Origin of the sequence: Streptomyces luteolifulvus (assembly GCF_008806595.1) — a bacterium.
In the GTDB taxonomy this organism is placed as follows: Bacteria; Actinomycetota; Actinomycetes; order Streptomycetales; family Streptomycetaceae; genus Streptomyces; species Streptomyces luteolifulvus.
This window is the reverse complement of sequence record NZ_VZRB01000007.1, coordinates 178,519-196,813: the sequence shown is the minus strand read 5'-3', so window position 1 is coordinate 196,813 and position 18,295 is coordinate 178,519. Positions and strand designations below refer to the sequence as shown.

18 protein-coding genes are annotated in these 18,295 nt (G+C 72.2%); 9 read left to right on the top strand and 9 right to left on the bottom strand.

The genetic code is table 11. The features are described from left to right. Positions 1-247: 247 nt before the first annotated feature. A complete protein-coding gene (locus F7R91_RS12980; protein WP_150947806.1) occupies positions 248-1,183 on the bottom strand; it encodes a cyclase family protein in 936 nt (311 codons plus the stop codon). Between the two features lie 84 nt (positions 1,184-1,267). Between F7R91_RS12980 and F7R91_RS12975 the strand changes: the two genes are divergently transcribed. From F7R91_RS12975 to F7R91_RS12965, 3 genes are all read left to right on the top strand, one after another. Then, positions 1,268-2,179 carry an SDR family NAD(P)-dependent oxidoreductase gene (locus F7R91_RS12975; protein ID WP_150947804.1) on the top strand — a complete coding sequence of 304 codons (912 nt, stop codon included), beginning with the start codon at positions 1,268-1,270 and terminating at the stop codon, positions 2,177-2,179. Positions 2,180-2,487: 308 nt separating this feature from the next. Beyond that, positions 2,488-3,633, top strand: coding sequence for an acyl-CoA dehydrogenase family protein (locus F7R91_RS12970; RefSeq protein ID WP_150947802.1), 1,146 nt, complete (start codon positions 2,488-2,490; stop codon positions 3,631-3,633). 9 nt (positions 3,634-3,642) lie between these two features. Next, a complete protein-coding gene (locus F7R91_RS12965) occupies positions 3,643-4,692 on the top strand; it encodes a Zn-dependent alcohol dehydrogenase (protein ID WP_150947800.1) in 1,050 nt (349 codons plus the stop codon). 3 nt (positions 4,693-4,695) lie between these two features. Here the strand turns inward: F7R91_RS12965 and F7R91_RS12960 are convergent, their stop codons facing one another. Then, a complete protein-coding gene (locus F7R91_RS12960) occupies positions 4,696-5,691 on the bottom strand; it encodes a GlxA family transcriptional regulator (RefSeq protein ID WP_150947798.1) in 996 nt (331 codons plus the stop codon). Between the two features lie 72 nt (positions 5,692-5,763). Here F7R91_RS12960 and F7R91_RS12955 point away from each other — a divergent pair, with 72 nt between their 5' ends. Continuing rightward, positions 5,764-7,071 carry an MFS transporter gene (locus tag F7R91_RS12955; RefSeq protein ID WP_150947796.1) on the top strand — a complete coding sequence of 436 codons (1,308 nt, stop codon included), beginning with the start codon at positions 5,764-5,766 and terminating at the stop codon, positions 7,069-7,071. A gap of 35 nt (positions 7,072-7,106) precedes the next feature. Here F7R91_RS12955 and F7R91_RS12950 read toward each other — a convergent pair whose 3' ends face one another. From F7R91_RS12950 to F7R91_RS12935, 4 genes are all read right to left on the bottom strand, one after another. Further along, a complete protein-coding gene (locus F7R91_RS12950; protein WP_150947794.1) occupies positions 7,107-7,706 on the bottom strand; it encodes a flavin reductase family protein in 600 nt (199 codons plus the stop codon). 79 nt (positions 7,707-7,785) lie between these two features. Beyond that, the gene (locus F7R91_RS12945; protein ID WP_150947792.1) at positions 7,786-8,577 is read right to left on the bottom strand and encodes an enoyl-CoA hydratase/isomerase family protein; all 792 of its coding nucleotides are present in this window, start codon (positions 8,575-8,577) and stop codon (positions 7,786-7,788) included. 47 nt (positions 8,578-8,624) lie between these two features. After that, positions 8,625-10,850 (bottom strand): acetate--CoA ligase family protein, encoded by a 2,226-nt coding sequence (locus F7R91_RS12940; RefSeq protein ID WP_150947790.1) that lies wholly within the window; start codon positions 10,848-10,850, stop codon positions 8,625-8,627. A gap of 152 nt (positions 10,851-11,002) precedes the next feature. Then, positions 11,003-12,232 (bottom strand): flavin-containing monooxygenase, encoded by a 1,230-nt coding sequence (locus tag F7R91_RS12935; protein ID WP_150947788.1) that lies wholly within the window; start codon positions 12,230-12,232, stop codon positions 11,003-11,005. Positions 12,233-12,433: 201 nt separating this feature from the next. On the opposite strand from F7R91_RS12935, the gene F7R91_RS12930 reads away from it, so the two are divergent. The 3 genes from F7R91_RS12930 to F7R91_RS12920 are packed head-to-tail and all read left to right on the top strand — an operon-like array spanning position 12,434 to position 13,904. Beyond that, complete coding sequence (locus F7R91_RS12930) at positions 12,434-12,883, top strand: DoxX family protein (RefSeq protein ID WP_150947786.1); 450 nt, start codon at positions 12,434-12,436, stop codon at positions 12,881-12,883. After that, positions 12,883-13,302: a Zn-ribbon domain-containing OB-fold protein gene (locus tag F7R91_RS12925; protein ID WP_150947784.1), complete on the top strand. Its 420-nt coding sequence runs from the start codon at positions 12,883-12,885 to the stop codon at positions 13,300-13,302. Before F7R91_RS12930 ends, F7R91_RS12925 begins: the two co-directional genes overlap by 1 nt. Beyond that, a complete protein-coding gene (locus F7R91_RS12920; protein ID WP_150947782.1) occupies positions 13,302-13,904 on the top strand; it encodes a GNAT family N-acetyltransferase in 603 nt (200 codons plus the stop codon). Before F7R91_RS12925 ends, F7R91_RS12920 begins: the two co-directional genes overlap by 1 nt. Before the next feature lie 11 nt (positions 13,905-13,915). Here the strand turns inward: F7R91_RS12920 and F7R91_RS12915 are convergent, their stop codons facing one another. Then, the gene (locus tag F7R91_RS12915; RefSeq protein ID WP_150947779.1) at positions 13,916-14,581 is read right to left on the bottom strand and encodes a pyridoxine/pyridoxamine 5'-phosphate oxidase; all 666 of its coding nucleotides are present in this window, start codon (positions 14,579-14,581) and stop codon (positions 13,916-13,918) included. A 50-nt stretch (positions 14,582-14,631) separates the two neighbouring features. Next, complete coding sequence (locus F7R91_RS12910; RefSeq protein WP_150947777.1) at positions 14,632-15,810, bottom strand: thiolase C-terminal domain-containing protein; 1,179 nt, start codon at positions 15,808-15,810, stop codon at positions 14,632-14,634. Between the two features lie 110 nt (positions 15,811-15,920). Here F7R91_RS12910 and F7R91_RS12905 point away from each other — a divergent pair, with 110 nt between their 5' ends. Both F7R91_RS12905 and F7R91_RS12900 read left to right on the top strand, forming a co-directional pair. Continuing rightward, positions 15,921-17,111 (top strand): acyl-CoA dehydrogenase family protein, encoded by a 1,191-nt coding sequence (locus F7R91_RS12905; protein WP_150947774.1) that lies wholly within the window; start codon positions 15,921-15,923, stop codon positions 17,109-17,111. 17 nt (positions 17,112-17,128) lie between these two features. Further along, positions 17,129-17,593: a nitroreductase family deazaflavin-dependent oxidoreductase gene (locus F7R91_RS12900; protein WP_150948064.1), complete on the top strand. Its 465-nt coding sequence runs from the start codon at positions 17,129-17,131 to the stop codon at positions 17,591-17,593. Positions 17,594-17,596: 3 nt separating this feature from the next. On the opposite strand, the gene F7R91_RS12895 is transcribed toward F7R91_RS12900, so the two are convergent. Beyond that, entirely contained in the window at positions 17,597-18,220 is a 624-nt protein-coding gene (locus tag F7R91_RS12895) for a LysE family translocator (RefSeq protein WP_150947773.1), read from the bottom strand. Positions 18,221-18,295 lie beyond the last annotated feature (75 nt).

Below are 18,295 nucleotides of genomic sequence, written 5' to 3'. Positions count from 1 at the left end.
GCGCGCCCGTAACAAATACGGCGTAAGTAATAAATCACCGAACGGGTGTTGACGCGACGTGTCCGTTTGATCACGCTTGTGTTCAGCGATTCGCCGCGAGGGGACGGCGAGGGTTTCGGTGACGGGTGCCCTCGGCGAGTGTGGGTCGTGGTCCGGCGTCGGCTCCCCGACGGGCCAGGGGAGCCTGGGCGGGAACGCCGGAGCCGGTTGGCGGCGCGCGATGCCGTGCGCCGCCAACGACACTTCCTCACAACACGGCGACGGGCGCCACCGGGGTCCCTGTCGCGCCGGCGAAGGGCTCGGGCATCGCCGACAGCAGGAAGCTGTGGCGGCCCGCTTCTCCACAGGCTGTGGACAACTCTTCGAGATTCCAGTTCTGGCCCTGGAGCATCCCCATTTCCACGAGGTCGAGCGCGTGCACGGGCAGCCACAGGTCCTCGATCTCCGGCGGGAAGATCTCGAAGGTGAGGGTGTCGTTCGCGACCGCCGCGACATCCCGCGCGTGGAACCACTCCGGCGTACGGATCGACAGTCCGGGCGACGGATAGCCGTACGCGTCCTTGTCGCCGGCCAGGTAGACCTGGATCTGCCCGGTCCGTACGAGCACGATGTCGCCCGCACGCACGCGCGTACCGGAGAGTTCCTCGGCGGCCTGAAGATCCTCCGGGGTGACGGCGTACCCGCCGTCGAGCCGGTCGACGCCACGCGCGCGTGCCACATCCAGCAGCACTCCGCGCGAGACGATGTGCCGCGCCTTGTCGATGCCGCTGAACTCGGCGCCGCCGTGCGGGGTGATGGTGCCGGCCGGGCGGCCGTTGTAGAGCCGTCCAGAGTGCGAGACATGGGTGAGCGCGTCCCAGTGGGTGGCGGCCTGAAGCCCCATGGTCACCGCGTCGTCGCTGCACGCCACCGTTCCCGGGCCGAAGATCTCCTGGTTGATCTGCACCATCGTGTGCAGGGGGTTGACCCGCCCCGGCATCAGCCCGGTCTGCACCCCGTCCTGCCGCAGCGGCAGCGCGAGCGGCACCCGACGGCCGCTGCGGACGCCTGCGGCGGCCTCCCGCACCACCTCGTCGGTGATCAGGTTGAGGGTGCCGATCTCGTCGTCGTCCCCCCAGCGGCCCCAGTTGCTGACGCGCTTGGCGATGTCGTGGAACGCGGGATGGAGCGCAGGCGGCGACATCTGTCCTCCCCGGGGCTTGTCTCCTACTGTCTGACGGGTCATAAAATCTAACGGACCGTCAGAAACCGCGGGAAGGGGCCGGGCGTGGGGAACTTCTTGGCAGGCAAGGCCGTCGCCGTGACGGGCGCCGGACGGGGCATCGGCCGTGCGGTGGCGCTGGCTGCGGCGGCCGAGGGCGCACGGGTCGTCGTCAACGACTACGGAGTGTCGGTGGACGGCGGCTCACCCACCAGCGAGGTCGCCGAGGCCGTCGTCAAGGAGATAGAGGCGGCGGGCGGGCAGGCGGTCGCGGTCGCCGACGACGTGTCCACGATGGCGGGCGGGCAGCGGATCGTGGACACCGCGTTGTCGACGTACGGGCGGCTCGACGGAGTCGTGTGCGTGGCCGGGATCCTGCGCGAGCGGATGCTGTTCAACATGACCGAGCAGGAGTGGGACCCGGTCGTGGCGACCCATCTGAAGGGCACCTTCACCGTGTTCCGGGCGGCGTCGGCCGTCATGCGCGCACAACGCTCCGGCACACTGATCGGCTTCACCAGCGGCAACCACCAGGGATCGGTGTCGCAGGCCAACTACAGCGCCGCGAAGGGCGGGATCATCTCACTGGTGCGCAGCGCGGCACTGGGCCTGCACAAGTACGGGGTGACCGCGAACGCCGTCGCGCCGGTCGCACGCACCCGGATGTCGGCGAACGTCCCCATGGAGCTCACCGAGATCGGCGATCCGGAGGACGTCGCCGCTCTGGTGGTCTACCTGCTCTCGGACCGGGCTCGGGAGCAGGGGATCACCGGGCAGGTGTACACGATCGCGGGGCCGAAGCTGGCGGTGTGGGCGCAGCCGAGGGAGCTGCGCTCGGCGTATGCGGAGGGGGCTTGGACGCCGGAGCGGATTGCGGAGTTCCTCCCGGGGAGTGTGGGGGTGGATCCGATGCCTTTGCTGGAGCGGGTGGCTGGGATGGAGCGGGCTGCGCGGGAGGGGGGTCGACCGAACGCCTAATAGCTCGGGGACCGAACGCCTAGCAGCTCGGCGGATGCGTTGGATGGCGGCTGCGGGTGTGTCCGTGGCTGGTCGCGCAGTTCCCCGCGCCCCTAGGCCCTGTCGTCAAATGCCCGCCTGCCTGGCGACGCCTGGCACGCACGCTCGCCGCGTTGCCGAACCGCCCACGTGGCTCCGCCACGAGGGCGCTCCGGCGCCTTGCGATCGCACGCACCAGACGCCGCCAGGCCCGCCCTCCGGGCGCACGACGGGCATTTGACGACAGGGCCTAGGTGGGCTGACGGGGCCGGTGTTGAGAGGAGATGCCTGTGGACTTCGGGTTCACTGCCGAGGACGAGACCTTTCGGGCAGAGGCCAGGGAATGGCTGGCGACGCACGCCGAGGGTGCCGGGGACCGCCGTACCTGGGAGCGCCACCTCGGGAAAGCCGGGTGGATCGGGCTCGGGTGGGGTGAGACCGGGTACGGCAACCGCACCGCCACCCTCACCCAACAGGTCGCCTGGGCCGAGGAGTACGCCCGCTCGCCCGCACCCCCGCGTTCCGGCCACATCGGCGAGAACCTCCTCGCCCCCACCCTCCTCGCCCACGGCACCGACGACCAGAAGTCCCGCTTCCTCCCCCCGATCGCCGCCGGCGACGAACTCTGGTGCCAGGGCTACAGCGAACCGGACGCGGGCTCGGACCTGGCCGGCGTGCGCACCACCGCCGTACGCGAGCCGCAGGGGACGTACCGGATCACCGGCCAGAAGATCTGGACGTCGCTCGCGCACGAGGCGGACTGGTGCTTCGTGCTCGCCCGTACGGACCCCGGCTCCCGGCGCCACCACGGTCTGAGTTTTCTGCTCGTTCCCATGGACCAGCCGGGCCGTATCGAAGTCCGGCCCATCCGTCAGCTGACGGGCACGAGCGACTTCAACGAGGTCTTCTTCGACGGGGCACGCGCACGCGTGGAGCACCTCGTCGGCGGAGAGGGCGCGGGCTGGCGCGTCGCGATGAGCCTGCTCGGCTTCGAACGCGGGGTCTCCACGCTCGCCCAGCAGATCGGCTTCGCCCAGGAGCTGGCGGACGTCGTGCGGACGGCCGTGGCGACCGGCGCGGTCCACGACCCCGTCCTGCGGGACCGGCTCGTACGCCAGTGGGCCGAGCTGCGCACCATGCGCTTCAACGCCCTGCGCACCCTGGGACGTCCGGGCGACGCGGGCGCCCCCAGTGCGGCCAAGCTGCTGTGGGGCGGCTGGCACCAGCGGCTCGGTGAGCTGGCGATGCAGGTGCGGGGCGCGGCGGCGAGCGCCGGCCCGGTGGACTGGACGCCCTCGGCGCCGTATGAACTCGACGCATCGCAGCACCTGTTCCTGTTCTCCCGGGCCGACACGATCTACGGCGGCTCGGACCAGATCCAGCGCACGATCATCGCCGAGCGCGTGCTCGGTCTGCCGAGAGAACTCAAGGGCTGAGGGAGCGTCATGCGAGGCGTGCTGTACGACGGGACACGGACCGACGTGGTGGACGATCTGGAGGTGCGGGACCCGGGGCCCGGTGAGGTGCGGGTCGCGATCTCGGCGGCCGGGCTGTGCCACAGCGATCTGTCCGTGGTGGACGGGACCATACCGTTCCCCGTTCCTGTGGTGCTGGGGCATGAGGGGGCCGGGGTGGTGGAGGCCGTCGGTGCCGGTGTCACACATGTCGTGCCCGGTGACCATGTCGCCCTGTCCACGCTCGCGAACTGCGGTACGTGCCCGGAGTGCGACCGGGGCCGGCCGACGATGTGCCGGCAGGCGATCGGGCGGCCGGGACAGCCCTTCACCCGGAACGGCACGCCGGTGTACCAGTTCGCGTCCAACTCCGCCTTCGCGGAACGGACCGTGGTGAAGGCCGTCCAGGCGGTCCGGATCCCGAAGGACATCCCGATGCCGTCGGCCGCGCTCATCGGCTGCGGGGTGCTGACCGGGGTGGGCGCCGTCCTCAACCGGGCGAAAGTGGACCGCGGGGACAGTGTGCTGGTGATCGGCACCGGTGGGATCGGGCTCAACGTCCTCCAGGGCGCGCGGATCGCGGGCGCCCTGCGGATCGTCGCCGTCGACGCCAACCCGGCGAAGGAGGCGGTGGCCCGCCGGTTCGGCGCGACCGACTTCCTGACCTCGGCGGAGGGCGTGAAGGAGATCCTGCCGACCGGGGCCGACCATGCCTTCGAGTGCGTCGGCCGGGTGGAGCTGATCCGCCGGGCGATCGACCTGCTCGACCGGCACGGTCAGGCGGTGCTGCTGGGGGTGCCGCCGGCGACCGCCGAGGCCTCCTTCCGCGTCTCCTCCCTGTACCTGGACAAGTCGATCCTGGGCTGCCGGTACGGCTCCTCGCGGCCGCAGCGGGACATCGCGCTGTACGCCGAGCTGTACCGGGACGGGCGGCTGCTGCTGGACGAGCTGGTGACGGAGACGTATCCGGTCGAGGACTTCGAGAAGGCGAAGGCGGACGCGGAGGCGGGGCGGGTGGCACGCGGGGTGCTCACGTTCTGACGCTCACGTTCTGAGGCCGCTCCGGAACGTCCGCCGGTACGTCGTCGGTGTCACCCCGAGCGCCGCCTGAAGGTGCTGCCGCATCGACTGGGCGGTGCCGAAGCCCGCGTCCTGGGCCACCTGGTCCACGGACAGATCGGTGGACTCCAGCAGGTGCCGGGCCCGCTCCACCCGCTGCTGGGCGAGCCACTGGCCCGGACTGACGCCCGCCTCCTCCCGGAAGCGACGGGTGAAGGTGCGTACGGACATGGCCTCCTGCTCCGCCATGTCGCGCAGCTGGATCGGTTCGTGCAGACGGCTCAGCGCCCAGGCGCGGGCGGCGGCCGTGGTGGACAGCTGCGGGTCGGGCACCGGGCGGTGGATGTACTGCGCCTGCCCGCCGTCGCGGTGCGGCGGTACGACGGTACTGCGGGCCACGTCGTTGGCCAGCGCCGTGCCGTGGTCGCTGCGTACGATGTGCAGACACAGGTCGATCCCGGCCGCGACGCCCGCGGAGGTGAGGACGTCGCCGTCGTCGATGAACAGCACGTCCGCGTCGACGTCGATCTTCGGGAAGAGCCGCTGGAAGTGCTCGGCGTGGGCCCAGTGCGTGGCCGCCCGGCGGCCGTCGAGACAGCCGGCGGCGGCCAGGACGTAACCGCCGGTGCAGATGGCGGTGAGCCGGGTGCCGGGGCGGATGTGGGCGAGGGCGACGGCCAGCTCGGGGGTGAGCACGCCCTCTTCGTAGACCGGGCCGAGCTCGTACGACGCCGGGACGACAACGGTGTCGGCGGTGGCCAGGACCTCCGGGCCGTGCTCGATGAGGACGGAGAAGTCGGCGTCGGTCCGGACGGGGCCCGGCGGGCGGATCGAGCAGGTGACGACCTCGTACAGCTGCCGTCCCTCGGCGTCCTTGGGGCGCCCGAAGATGCGGTGCGGGATGCCCAGCTCGAAGGGGAGCAGTCCGTCGAGCGCGAGGACGACGACGCGGTGGGGGCGGAAGCCGGTTTCTGGGCTCATGGCCCGATCCTAACGAATACTGTCCTTCGGGCCACTCGTTGAACGGGGGACGGGCATCGGATCCTTTATGGCGTGACCCAGACAAGCGAGTCTCCCGTTGCAGTGGAGGACCAGAAGCCCGCCACCCGCACACGCATCCACCGCGCCTGGTTCGTCGCCGCCGTCACCTTCGTGACGATCACCGGCGCCGCCGCCTTCCGTTCTCTGCCCGGGCTGCTCATCGATCCGCTGCACCAGGAGTTCGGCTGGTCACGCGGCACGATCGGCGCCGCGGTCTCGATCAACCTCGCGCTGTACGGGCTCACCGCGCCCTTCGCAGCGGCGCTGATGGACCGCTTCGGCATCCGGCGGGTGGTCGCGGTCGCGCTGACCATGATCGCGCTCGGCTCGGGCCTGACCGTGTGGATGACGGCGGCCTGGCAGCTGCTGATGTGCTGGGGCCTGCTGGTCGGGCTGGGCACCGGATCGATGGCCCTGGCCTTCGCCGCGACGGTCACCAACCGCTGGTTCACCGAGCGGCGCGGCCTGGTCACCGGCATCCTCACCGCCGCCTCGGCCTCCGGCCAGCTGATCTTCCTGCCGGTGCTGTCCTTGATGGTGCAACGGCACGACTGGCGCCCGGCGGCCGTCACGGTGGCCCTCGCCGCCCTCGCGGTCGTCCCCTTCGTCTGGCTCCTGCTGCGCGACCACCCGGCCGACGTGGACCTGAAGCCGTACGGCGCGAAGGAGTTCGTGCCGAAGCCCGAGCCGGTCCCCGGCGCCGCCCGGCGTGCGGTCACCGTTCTCTTCGAGGCCGCCCGCACCGGCCCCTTCTGGCTGCTCGCCGGCACCTTCGCGATCTGCGGCGCCTCCACCAACGGCCTGATCCAGACCCACTTCGTGCCCGCCGCCCACGATCACGGCATGCCCGTCACGGCGGCGGCCTCCCTGCTCGCGGTCATAGGCCTGTTCGACGTGGCCGGCACGGTGGCCTCCGGCTGGTTCACCGACCGCTACGAACCGCGCCGTCTGCTCGCCGTCTACTACGCGCTGCGCGGCATCTCCCTGCTTTTCCTGCCGATGCTGCTCGCGCCGAGCGTGCATCCGCCGATGCTGTTCTTCATCGTCTTCTACGGTCTGGACTGGGTCGCCACCGTCCCGCCCACCGTGGCGCTGTGCCGCGAGCACTACGGCGAGGACAGCGCGATCGTCTTCGGCTGGGTCCTCGCCTCCCACCAGGTCGGCGCCGCACTCGTGGCCTTCCTCGGAGGCGTCGCGCGGGACGTGTTCGGCTCGTACGACATGGTCTGGTACGCCTCCGGGGCACTGTGCGCGGCGGCGGCCCTGATGGCACTGGTCATCCGGCGGCGGCCGGCGGCTGTCCACCCGGGCCTGGCCTAGAAGCTGACGGCCGTGCCCGGGTCCGCGGCTTGGGGTCAGGTGCTGGGCAGTCCGAACCGTCCCCGATGGAACAGCAACGGCGCCGTGTCCTCGTCGCCCGTTCCCAGGGCGTTCACCCGGCCCACGACGATGAGGTGGTCGCCGCCCGTGTGCACCGCGTGGATCGTGCAGTCGATCCAGGCGAGCGTGTCCGCGAGGCGCGGGGAGCCCGAGACCGGTGCCGCGTCGTAGGCGACGCCCGCGAACTTGTCCGCGCCGCTGACCGCGAACGCCCGGCACAACTCGCCCTGCCCAGCGCTCAGGACATTGATGCAGCAGACGCCGGACCGGGCGATGCGCGGCCACGTCGTCGACGTACGGCCGACCATGAAGGCGACGAGCGGTGGGTCGAGCGAGAGGGAGGAGAAGGACTGGCAGGCGAACCCGGCGGGGGAGTCCTCACCGTCGGCGGCGGGTGCGGTGACAATGGTCACGCCGGTCGCGAAGTTTCCCAGCACACGGCGGAACTCCCGCTGGTCGACCGGCGCGCGCTCGTCCTCGCGGACGCACCGCAGCTCCGGGCGCGGCAGCGCCGCGACCGGCCCTGCCGGCCTGAGGTAGCGGACTGCCGCTTCCGCTGTTCCTGCTTGTCCCATCACACCTTTCATTGAAGCTGACGGGATGTCAGATGGGAAGGGCCGGCGGGCATTCGGCGTCTTCGTTCAGCGCCCTCGTTCAGCGTCCTCGGAACTCAGGGCTCCGCCGCTCCACAAAACTCCGTACGCCTTCCCGGGCGTCCTCCGTCGTCATGTTGATCTCCTGAGCGGCGGCCTCCGCGGCGAACGCGGTCCCGCGGTCGGTGTCGAGGGAGGCGTTGACGAGTTGTTTGGTGAGGGCGAGGGCGCGGGTGGGGCCGGCAGCGAGGCGTGCGGCCCACTCGCTCGCCGTCTTGCTCAAGTCGGCGTCCGGCACAACGCGGTTGACCAGGCCCAGCCGCGCAGCGTCCGGCGCCGTCAGCGCGTCGCCGAAGAACATCAGCTCCTTGGCGCGCTGGGGGCCGAGCAGGCGGGGGAGGAGGTAGGCGCCGCCTCCGTCGGGCACCAGCCCGCGGCGCACGAACACCTCCATGAACCTGGCCGATTCGGCGGCGAGTACGAGGTCGCAGGCGAGGGCCAGATGCGCGCCGAGGCCGGCCGCCGTGCCGTTCACCGCCGCGATCACCGGCTTCTCGCAGTCGAGGACGGCGGCGATCAGACGCTGGGCGCCGAGGCGGAGGACACGGGCCACGTCACCGGCGATCCGCTCGCCGACCCCGGGGGCGCCCCGCAGGTCCGCGCCCGCGCAGAAGCCGCGGCCGGTCCCGGTGAGGATCACCGCCCGTACGTCCGGGTCGGCGGAGGCGGCGGAGAGAAGGTGGATCAGATGGTCACGGTCGTCGGGAGTGAGGGCGTTGAGAGTGTCGGGGCGGTCGAGGGCGAGGTGGGTGACGTGGTGGTCGGTCCTGATCCGGATCCTCGGCTCGGGCATGGGTGGGCTCCGTTTCGTCGGTCGCCCGCCGCAGCGGGGCGAGATCCTCAGCTGCACACCACCAACGCGTCCAGCGCCACGGCCCCCTGCCCCCGCGGCAGCACCATCAGCGGGTTGATGTCGAGTTCGGCCAGGTCGCCGCCGAGTTCCAGGGCGATGCGCTGGACGCGCAGCACGACCTCGACCAGGGCGTCCACATCGGCCGCGGGCCGCCCCCGGACACCGTCGAGCAGGGCCCGCCCCCGCAGTTCGGCGAGCATGGTCCGCGCCTGCTCCTCGCCGAAGGGCGGCACCCGCACGGCCGCGTCCCGCAGCACCTCCACGAGCACCCCGCCGAGCCCGACCGTCACCGTCGGCCCGAACAGCTCGTCGTGGGTGATGCCGACGACCATCTCGACGCCCCGCTCGACCATCTGGCACACCAGCACGCCGTCCAGCGCGACCCCTTCATAGCGCGCGATGTCGGTCAGCTCGCGGTAGGCGTCGCGGACCTGGCTGGCCGAGGTCAGCCCGGTCTTCACCAGCCCGAGCTCGGTCTTGTGGGCGATCTGTGCGCCCGACGCCTTCATCACCACGGGGTAGCCCACCAGCCCGGCCGCCCGCACGGCCGCCGCCGCGCTGGTCACCAGCTGCTCGCGCGGCACGCGGATCCCGTAGGTCCGCAACAGCTGCTTCGCCGCGTGCTCGCTCAGCTGCCGGCCCGGGCGCATCAGCTCCTGCGCCTTGCGGAAGGAGGGCGAGGCGGTGCGCGGCGCCTCGTCGAAGGGGGAGCGGTAGCCGCTCACGAAACGGTGGTGGTCGAGGTGGGCGCGGACCGCGGTGATGCAGTTGGCGACGGTGCGGAAGGTGGCCACGCGCGAGGAGCCCAGCAGCACCTCGCGGTACGCCGGCTCGGTGCCGACCGGCGACCCCCACACCACGCACACCAGCTTGTCCGACCGCTCGGCGGCGTCCACCAGATCCTGCACGAGCCGGTCGCTCAGCGGCGGAAAGGGCCCGGTGACCGGGCAGATCAGCACGCCGACCTCGGGGTCGTCCAGGATCGCATCGATGATCTTCCGCCCGCGCCAGTCGCCCACCGGATGGCCGCCGTTGTCGACCGGGTTGGCCACGCTCAGATACTCGGGTATCCACTGGTGCAGCTCGGCCTGTTTGGCCCGGGACAGCACCGGCAGCCGGAGCCCCGCCTCGGCCGCCAGGTCCGCGAAGTGGGCGCCCGTGCCGCCCGAGATCGAACAGACGACGACCCCGTCGGCGCGCGGCGGCCTGGCCCTGGCCAACAGGGCGGCGGTGTCCTGGAGTTCGTCGAGTCCGTCGACGCGGATCACCCCGTACTGCCGCATCGCCGCGTCCACCACCGCGTCCGCGCCGGTCAGCTTGCCGGTGTGTGAGGCGGCCGTGCGGGCGCCGGTCTCGGTGCGGCCCACCTTGACGGCGACGACGGGCACCTTGCGCCGGGCGGCCCGGTCGGCGGCGAGCAGAAAGGAGCGGCCGTCCTTCAGCCCCTCGACGTAGCAGGCGATGGCTCCCACCTCCGGCTGCTCGGCGAAGTAGGAGATGAAGTCGGCGGTCTCCAGGTCGGCCTCGTTGCCGGTGGGCGCCCAGTGGGAGAGGCGGACTCCGAGTTCCTGGAGGGTGAAGACGGGCCGACCCTGGTGCCCGGACTGGGTGATGAGGGCGATCGCGGGCCCGTCGAGATCGTCCCGGAACCGCTCGAAGGCGTTGAGGTTGGTGTTGGGGCCCAGCATCCGCATCCCGGACCTCCGCACGGCGGCGGCGAGCCGCGCCTGGACGGCGGCGCCCTCCTCGCCCGTCTCGGCGAAGCCGGAGGCGAAGACGACCGCGAACTTCACCTTGGCCTCGGCCAGTTCCCCGATCAGTGCGAGCGGATCGGCGACCAGCAGCACGGCGAGGTCGACCTGCTCGGGCAGTTCGGCGACGGAAGGAGAGCACGGGATGCCGAAGACGGAAGGGCGGCTCGGATGCACGGGGTGCAGCCGTGCCCCGACGCGCTCGGCCCAGGAGATCAGCTGCCGGGTGATACCGGTGGTGGGCCGTCCCTCGGCGTCCGAGGCGCCGACCACGGCGACGGACTCGGGCCGGAAGAAGCGGTCCAGATCGGGGACGTCGGCGTACAGCGGCCGGCCGCTGACGTCGAGGTCGCCGGCCTCGGCGGGCCGGCCGTGGACGGCGGGCCCGGGCTGTTCGCCACAGGCGATGACCCGGGCCGGGCGGGAGTCGGTGGTGAGGGTGCCGTGGGTTGATCCAAGCATCGGTCCGCCCGCTCCTGTGTGACTGCCAAGTAACTGACGCACTGTCAGATTACAGAACTGACAGGATGTCAGGAATGGTTGCGGCGCAGAAAGGAACGGACCGGGCGGGGCGGGTCTGCGGAATCCGCTCGTGGCGGCTCACCCCGACGCGTTCACGTCCGTCGTGGTTCCCGGAACGTCCCGATGACCGGGGCGGGCCGGCTGTCGCCGGTCTGTGCACGGGCCACCGCACGGGCGATCTTCGGTGCCTCCAGGGCGAGTTCGCGGAATGTGCCGCTGATGGGGGTGGTGAAGCCAGTGAAGTACAGGCCCGGCGCGTTCTCCGGGGAGCGGGAACCGTGGGCGACCGGTCTGCCGCGCTCGTCGAGGACGCCGAGATGGCCGACCAGGTCTTCGAGGGCACGGACGTAACCGGTGGCTGCGATCACGGCGTCCGGGGAGACGCGTTCGCCGTCGGCCAGGACGACCTTGCCGTCCTCGAAACCGTCGACGGCGGCCACGATCTCGACCCGGCCCATGCGCACGGCGTCGATCAGCCCGACGTCGCACACCGGGATCGCGCCCGCCTTGACCCGGCTGTAGAGGCCGGTGTCGGGGCGGGGCAGTCCCTGCGCCGACAGGTCGGGCACGCTGAGTCTCGCCAGCGCTCCGGCCAGCCGGTCGACGAGGCCCACCGGAAGCCGTCGTACCAGCAGGCCCGTGTGCTGGGCGGTCCAGCCGGCCGTGGAGCGGCGCACGATGTGCGGAACGGTGCGCACGGCCAGCCGCACCCGTGCGGCGCCGCCCTCCACCAGGTCGACGGCGATCTCGGCGCCGGTGTTGCCGACCCCGACGACGAGGACGTCCCGGCCGGCGTACGGCTCGGCGTTGCGGTAGCTGCCGGCGTGCAGAAGCTCCCCGGTGTACGTGTCGCGCCCCGGCCAGTCGGGCACATGGGGCGTGTGGTTGTAGCCGGTGGCGACGACGACCGCGGCGCCGGTCAGCTCCCGGCCACCGGTGGCGTGCAGCAGCCAGCCGGTGCCGTCGGGGGAGCGCTCGACGCGGGAGACCTCGACGCCGGTCACGATCTCCAGTTCGTGGACCTCGGTGTACTTCTCCAGGTACCGCACCACGTCGTCCCGGGACACCCACCGTCCGAACCGGCGCGGGATCGGCAGCCCGGGCAGGGCCGACAGCCGGCGGGTGGTGTGCAGATGCAGCCGGTCGTAGTGGCGCCGCCAGGACGCCCCGACGCGGTCGGACCTCTCCAGTACGACGGCCCGTATGCCCCGGGCACGCAGGGCGTGGGCGGCGGCGAGCCCGCCGGGTCCGCCGCCGATGACGTACACGGGGCGGTCCGCCTGGTGCGCGGGCGCGGGGGAGGACGCTGTGGAGTCGGCCATGAGCGCGAGCGTAATCACGCAGGTCATTGATGGGTCTCGGTCAAGACCGGAATTGGTTGCGGATTGATCACGCATGTAGGAGATGTGGGTGGGACTTGTGGCGTAGGTCACCTGGTTGTGTGCGTGGTGTGGATGCGGCCGGAGTCCCTCATGCCTCCTGCGGGCTTCCCGGAGTCATGGATCTGACGTACCGTCAGATTCATGGATTCCATCTGGCTCACCGGAGCGCAGTGGCTGGCCGTGCTGCGCATAGGACTCGGCCTGTGGTGGCTGGAGAGCTGGCGGCACAAGGACAAGAAGGGCTGGTTCGAGCGCGGCACCGGGATCGCATGGGCGGCGGACGTGGCGGCCAGGCACCGCTGGAACGCCGTACGGTCGGGCTTCGAGGTCGTGGTCGCGCCCCGGCCGCGCACGATGGCGTACGTCGTCGTCTACGCGGAACTCGCGGTGGGACTCGGGCTGGTCGCGGGGTTCCTGACCCCGGTCGCCCTGCTCGGCGGACTGGCCCTGAACGTCCTGTACTTCACGCTCATGATCCACGACTGGGCCGAGCAGGGGCAGAACGCGATGATGGCGCTGATCTCCGCCGTCGCGCTGCTCGGGATGTCCTGGCAGACCTGGTCGTTCGACAGCGCGCTGGGGTTGTTCTGATGGGCGGCGCGCGCCATGACCTCCCCGAGCCCGACGCCTTCACCCGGCCCTACTGGGACGCGGCGGCCGAAGGGCGGCTGCTGCTGCGCCGGTGCGGCGCGTGCGGACGGGCGCACCACTACCCGCGGGAGTTCTGCCCGCACTGCTGGAGCGAGGACGTGACCTGGCAGGACGCGAGCGGCCGCGCGACGCTGTACACCTGGTCCGTCGTCCACCGCAACGACCTGCCGCCCTTCGGGGAGCGGACACCGTACGTCGCCGCCGTCGTCGATCTCGCCGAGGGCCCGCGGATGATGACCCAGGTCGTGGAGGCCGCCGAGGGAGAGCTGCGGGCCGGGGCGGAGCTGGAGGCCGTGTTCCGGGACGGGGTCCCGGTATTCCGGCCACGCCGGTCGCGGGGAGCGGCTTCAATGGCCTGATGGCCTCTGTCGACGCTCAGCACACCGCCGGCCCGCTCCCCGACCTGTACGGCCACGGCCTGCGCCTGCGCCGCTGGGACGCCGGCTCCGACGCCGACGTCGAGGCATGGCTGCGCGGTACGACCGACCCGGAGTTCCTGCGCTGGAACACGCCCCTGAACGCGATCACCGACGCCGGCAGCGCCCGGGCCACCCTGCGCGCCAAGGCCGCGCGCGACGGGGACGGCACCAGCGCGTCGTTCCGCATCACGGACGCGGAAAGCGGTACGACACTGGGGCACATAGGCGTCAACGAGATCACCCGCGTCTTCCACCGCGCCATCGTCGGCTACTGGGTCCTCCCCGAGGCCCGCGGGCAGGGCGTCGCGACCCGGGCCCTCACCCTCGCCGCGCGCTGGGCCTTCGGGGAACTGGGTCTGCACCGCCTGGAGCTGGACCACGCCCTCGGCCACGCCGCCTCCTGTCACGTGGCCGAGCGCTGCGGTTTCCGCTACGAGGGGACGCTGCGGGGCGCGATGTGGGAGGCGGGCCGGCACGACACCTACCGCGACGCACATCTGCACGCCCGCCTGGCAACGGACCCGGAGCCGGGCAGCGTCTGAACCACAGGCTCTCAGGGCCACAGCAGCTCCTTGAGCCAGCCCCCGCCCTCCCTCCGGTAGCTGAGCCGGACGTGCCTGCGGTGCTCGTCGCCCTGGAAGAACTCCACCTCGTCCGGCCGGAGGCGGTACAGCGTCCAGGACGGCACCGGGGCGCCCGGGTCCCGCTGAGCGTGCTCCCAGGCGGCCTCCGAGGCCCGCGCCAACTCCTCGACCGAGCCGAGGACCTCGCTCTGCCGGCCGGTCAGCGCAGCGGCCAGGGCGCCGGTGGACCGGGCGTGCAGGTCCGCCTGGCCCTCCTCGGACGCGGCCGCGGTGACCGGGCCGCGCAGCCGGACCTGGCGGCCCCGCACCGGCCAGTAGAAGGTGAGGGCCGCGTAAGGGCGGGCCGCGAGCTGCCGGCCCTTGCGGCTGGTCGCATGGGTGGCGAACGTCCAGCCGTCCGGACCGGCGCCGTGCAGCATCACGATCCGTACGTCCGGACGCCCCTCCTCGTCCACCGTCGCCAGCGACATGGTGTGCGGCTCCCCCTGCCCGGCCGCCACCACCTCGGCGAACCACGCGCTGAACAGGGCCAGCGGCTCGGCGGGCGCGGTGGCCGGGTCGAAGGGCGGCAGTTCGGTGACGGCCGGGTCCCACACCCGCAGCGACCTCAGCACCATATGAAGCTCGGTTTCCATGGCCCGATTGTCGTCTGTCGTCGCCCACGTGCCGATCACCCCACAGGCTCTCAGCCCCGCCCCAGCACCACCGTCCCCGACGAGCAGAACCAGCCGCCCGTCCCGCAGGCCACTCCGAGTCGGGGCAACGCCCCGGCCGGGCCGCGGACTTGGCGGGCGCCCGCCTCTCCCCGGAGCTGGCGTACCGCCTCCACCAGCAGGAACAGGCCCCGCATGCCCGGATGCTGGGCCGACAGGCCGCCGCCGTCCGTGTTGACCGGCAACTCCCCGCCCCGTACCAGCAGCCGGCCCTTCTCCACGAACGCGCCGCCCTCGCCCTTTCCGCAGAAGCCCAGGTCCTCCAGGGTCACCAGGGTCATGTAGGTGAACGCGTCGTAGATCTCCGCGAAGTCGATCTCCTCGGGTCGCACTCCGGCACGTGCGAAGGCGAGCCGGCCGCTGACCGCCGCCGGGGACGTGGTGAAGTCGGGCCACTCGGACATCGCGGCGTGGGAGACGTGCTCACCGGTGCCGAGGACCCACACCGGGGCCGTACGGCAGTCCCGTACGTACTCCTCGGCGGCCAGCAGCACCGCCGCCCCGCCGTCGGAGCGCAGGCAGCAGTGCAGCTTGGTGAAGGGGTCCGCGATCATCGGGCCGGACAGGACGTCGTCCACCGTGACCGGCTCCCGGAACATCGCCTCGGGGTTCAGCGCCGCGTTGGCCCGCGCCTGGACCGCCACCTGCGCCAACTGGTCGACGGTCGTGCCGTGTTCGAGCATATGGCGGCGGGCAGCCATCGCGTACTTGGCGATCAGTGTGTGGCCGTAGGGGACCTCGAACTGGAGGGGGCCGCGGGCGCCGAAGGACAGGTTCCCCGTGCGGCGGCCCGCTTTGATGTCCGCGCGCGCCGTCGAGCCGTACACCAGCAGCACCGCGTTCGCATGTCCCGCGGCGATCGCGTCCGCCGCGTGGGCTGCCATGACCTCCCAGGTGGAACCGCCCACGGAGGTGGAGTCGACCCAGGCGGGGCGCAGCCCCAGATACTCGGCGACCTCGACGGGCGCGAGGGTTCCGGTGCCGGCCGAGGCGAGGCCGTCGACCGTCCGCCGGTCCAGTCCGGCGTCGGCCAGGGCCCGGCGGGCCGCCTGGGCGTGCAGGGTGTAGGGGGTCGCGTTCTCCACGCGGCCGCAGTCGGAGAGGGCGACGCCGACGACCGCGACTTTCCTGCCACTTGATCCCGTCGTCATATATCTGACGGTACATCAGATTGGAGCGCCGGCGGCAGGTGTCGTACCTCTGGGCATCCCGGCCTCCCCGCCCTAACATGACGGGCCGTCAGATCTGGAAGGAGGTCCCCATGGACGCCGGCTTCACCGCCGAGCAGGACGAGATCCGCCGCACCCTGCGCGAGCTCCTCGGCAAACGCTGCGGCACGGCGGAGCAGGTACGGGCCGCCGTCGACAGCCCCGCCGGGCACGACCCCGCCCTGTGGGACACCCTCGCGGGGCGGCTCGGACTGCCCGGACTCGCGCTTCCCGAGGCATACGGCGGTGTCGGCTGCTCCGTCACCGAGCTCGCCCTCGCCGCGGAGGAGACGGGCCGGTTCCTCGCCCCCTCGCCGCTGCTTGCCACCGCCGGCCTCGCCGCCCCCCTGCTGCTCGCCCTGGGGACACCGGCCCAGCGGGCGGCGCTGCTGCCGCGTATCGCCTCCGGCGGGCTCACCGCCGCCCTCGCGGTGCCCGGCGCGGCCCTCGCCACCGCCCTCGCGCTGACCGGCACCAACGGCGGTGACTGGGCCGGCGGAGGACGGGCAGGCGGCGTACAGGCCCGGAAGGCCGGGGACGGCTGGCGGCTGTACGGGCAGGCCGACCAGGTGCTCGACGGGCACAGCGCGGGGCTGCTCGTGGTCGCCGCCCACGCCGGGGGCTTCGCCCGGTCCCGGACCTTGCTCTTCCTCGTCCACGGGGACGCGGAGGGAGTCGTAGGGACCCGGCAGACCGCGCTGGACGCGACGCGACCGCAGGCGCGCGTCCAACTCCGCGACGTCGCAGCCGAGTTGCTGGGCGACGAGGGGGGCGCGGAGGTTCCGGACGGTCTCGCCCGGGTCGGTGACGGCGCCGCCGCCCTGCTCGCCTGCGAGGCCGTCGGGGCCGCGGACCGGGCGCTGGAGCGGACCGTGGAGTATGTCCGGCAGCGCGAGCAGTTCGGCCGGGCCGTCGGCTCCTTCCAGGCCGTCAAGCACCGGCTGGCCGATGTGTACGTCCAGGTGCAGGCCGCACGCTCGGCCGCCTACTACGCGGCCTGGGCCGCCGCCGACTCGGAGCGCGTGGGCGGGCTCGCCCTCGCCCAGGCCCTGGAGGCGCTGCGCCATGCCTCCGCGGAGGGCATCCAGCTGCACGGCGGCATCGGGTTCACCTGGGAGCACGAGGCCCATCTGTACTTCAAGCGCGCCTCGGGCGACGAGCTGCTGTTCGGGCCGGTCCACCGGCTCCGGGCACACGCCGCCGAAGGGGCCGGGCTGTTCGAGACGACGGAGGTGCGGATGTGACGGCCGTCGGTGTGCGTATGGTGCAGAAGGTGTCCTCGACCCGCGGCTTCGCCAAGGTGGCGCCGTATGTCATCCCGGCGCTGGACCGGGCCGTCCACCGGCTCACACGCGGAAAAGTGCTGCTCAGCGCGCAGCTGCTGCCGGGGGTCGTGCTGACCTCGACCGGCGCGCGCAGCGGCCTCGAACGGCGTACACCGCTCGCCTGCATGCCCGAGGAGGGCGGCCGGAGCTGGATTCTCGTCGGCTCCAACTTCGGGCGGACCGGCCATCCCGCCTGGACCCACAACCTCCTCGCCCGTCCCGATGTCTCGATCAGCTGGAAGGGCGAGGACATCGCGGTCACGGCCCGGCTGCTGGAGGGCGAGGAGCGGGCGGCGGCCTGGAAGGCGCTGCTGGGGTTCTGGCCGCCGTATGCGACCTATCAGGCCCGGGTGGAGCGGGAGATCCGGGTCTTCAGGCTCCTGCGGAAGCAGGCGCGGTAGACCTCACAGCGTTGCCAGCCGCTGTACCAGCAGGAACGCGCCGATTCCGAGCATCGCCGCCCCCGAGGTGCGGACGACCGCGAGGGCGGCGGCCGGGCGGGCGCCGAGGACCGCGCGGGCCGTGACACCCACCGTCAGATAGACGGCGGCGCAGCACGCCATGTGGAGCAGCCCGAGGACGGCGGTCTGCGCGGCCACCGGCAGCCGCGCGCCGCCGGTGACGAGGAACTGCGGGAGGAGGGAGAAGTAGAGCAGCAGGCCCTTGGGGTTGAGGCCGCTGATCGTGGCGCCGCGCAGGAAGACCCGGGCCCGTGCCGTCTCCTCGGCGTCGACCGACGCTCCCGGGGTGCCCGGCCGGCGCAGCACGCCCCATCCCAGCCACACCAGATACGCCGCCCCCGTCGCCGTCAGCGCGGTGAGCAGCCCCGGTGAGCCCGCCACCAGGACCGCCAGACCGGCCACCGCCAGCACCGTGTGCAGCGCATAGCCGGCGACCAGGCCCGCCACCGCGATGGCCGCCGAGCGGTCGCGCAGCCCGGCCGAGATCGCGTACGCCCAGTCGGCGCCCGGCACGCACACCAGCAGCAGGTCCAGCGCGAGGAAGGAGAGGAGGGTTCCGGAGTCCATGATGGGGACAATACGAGCGGATGGCCCGAAAGTGTTCCTTAAGTTTGCTCATGATCGTGGATTTCGGGGGAAGAT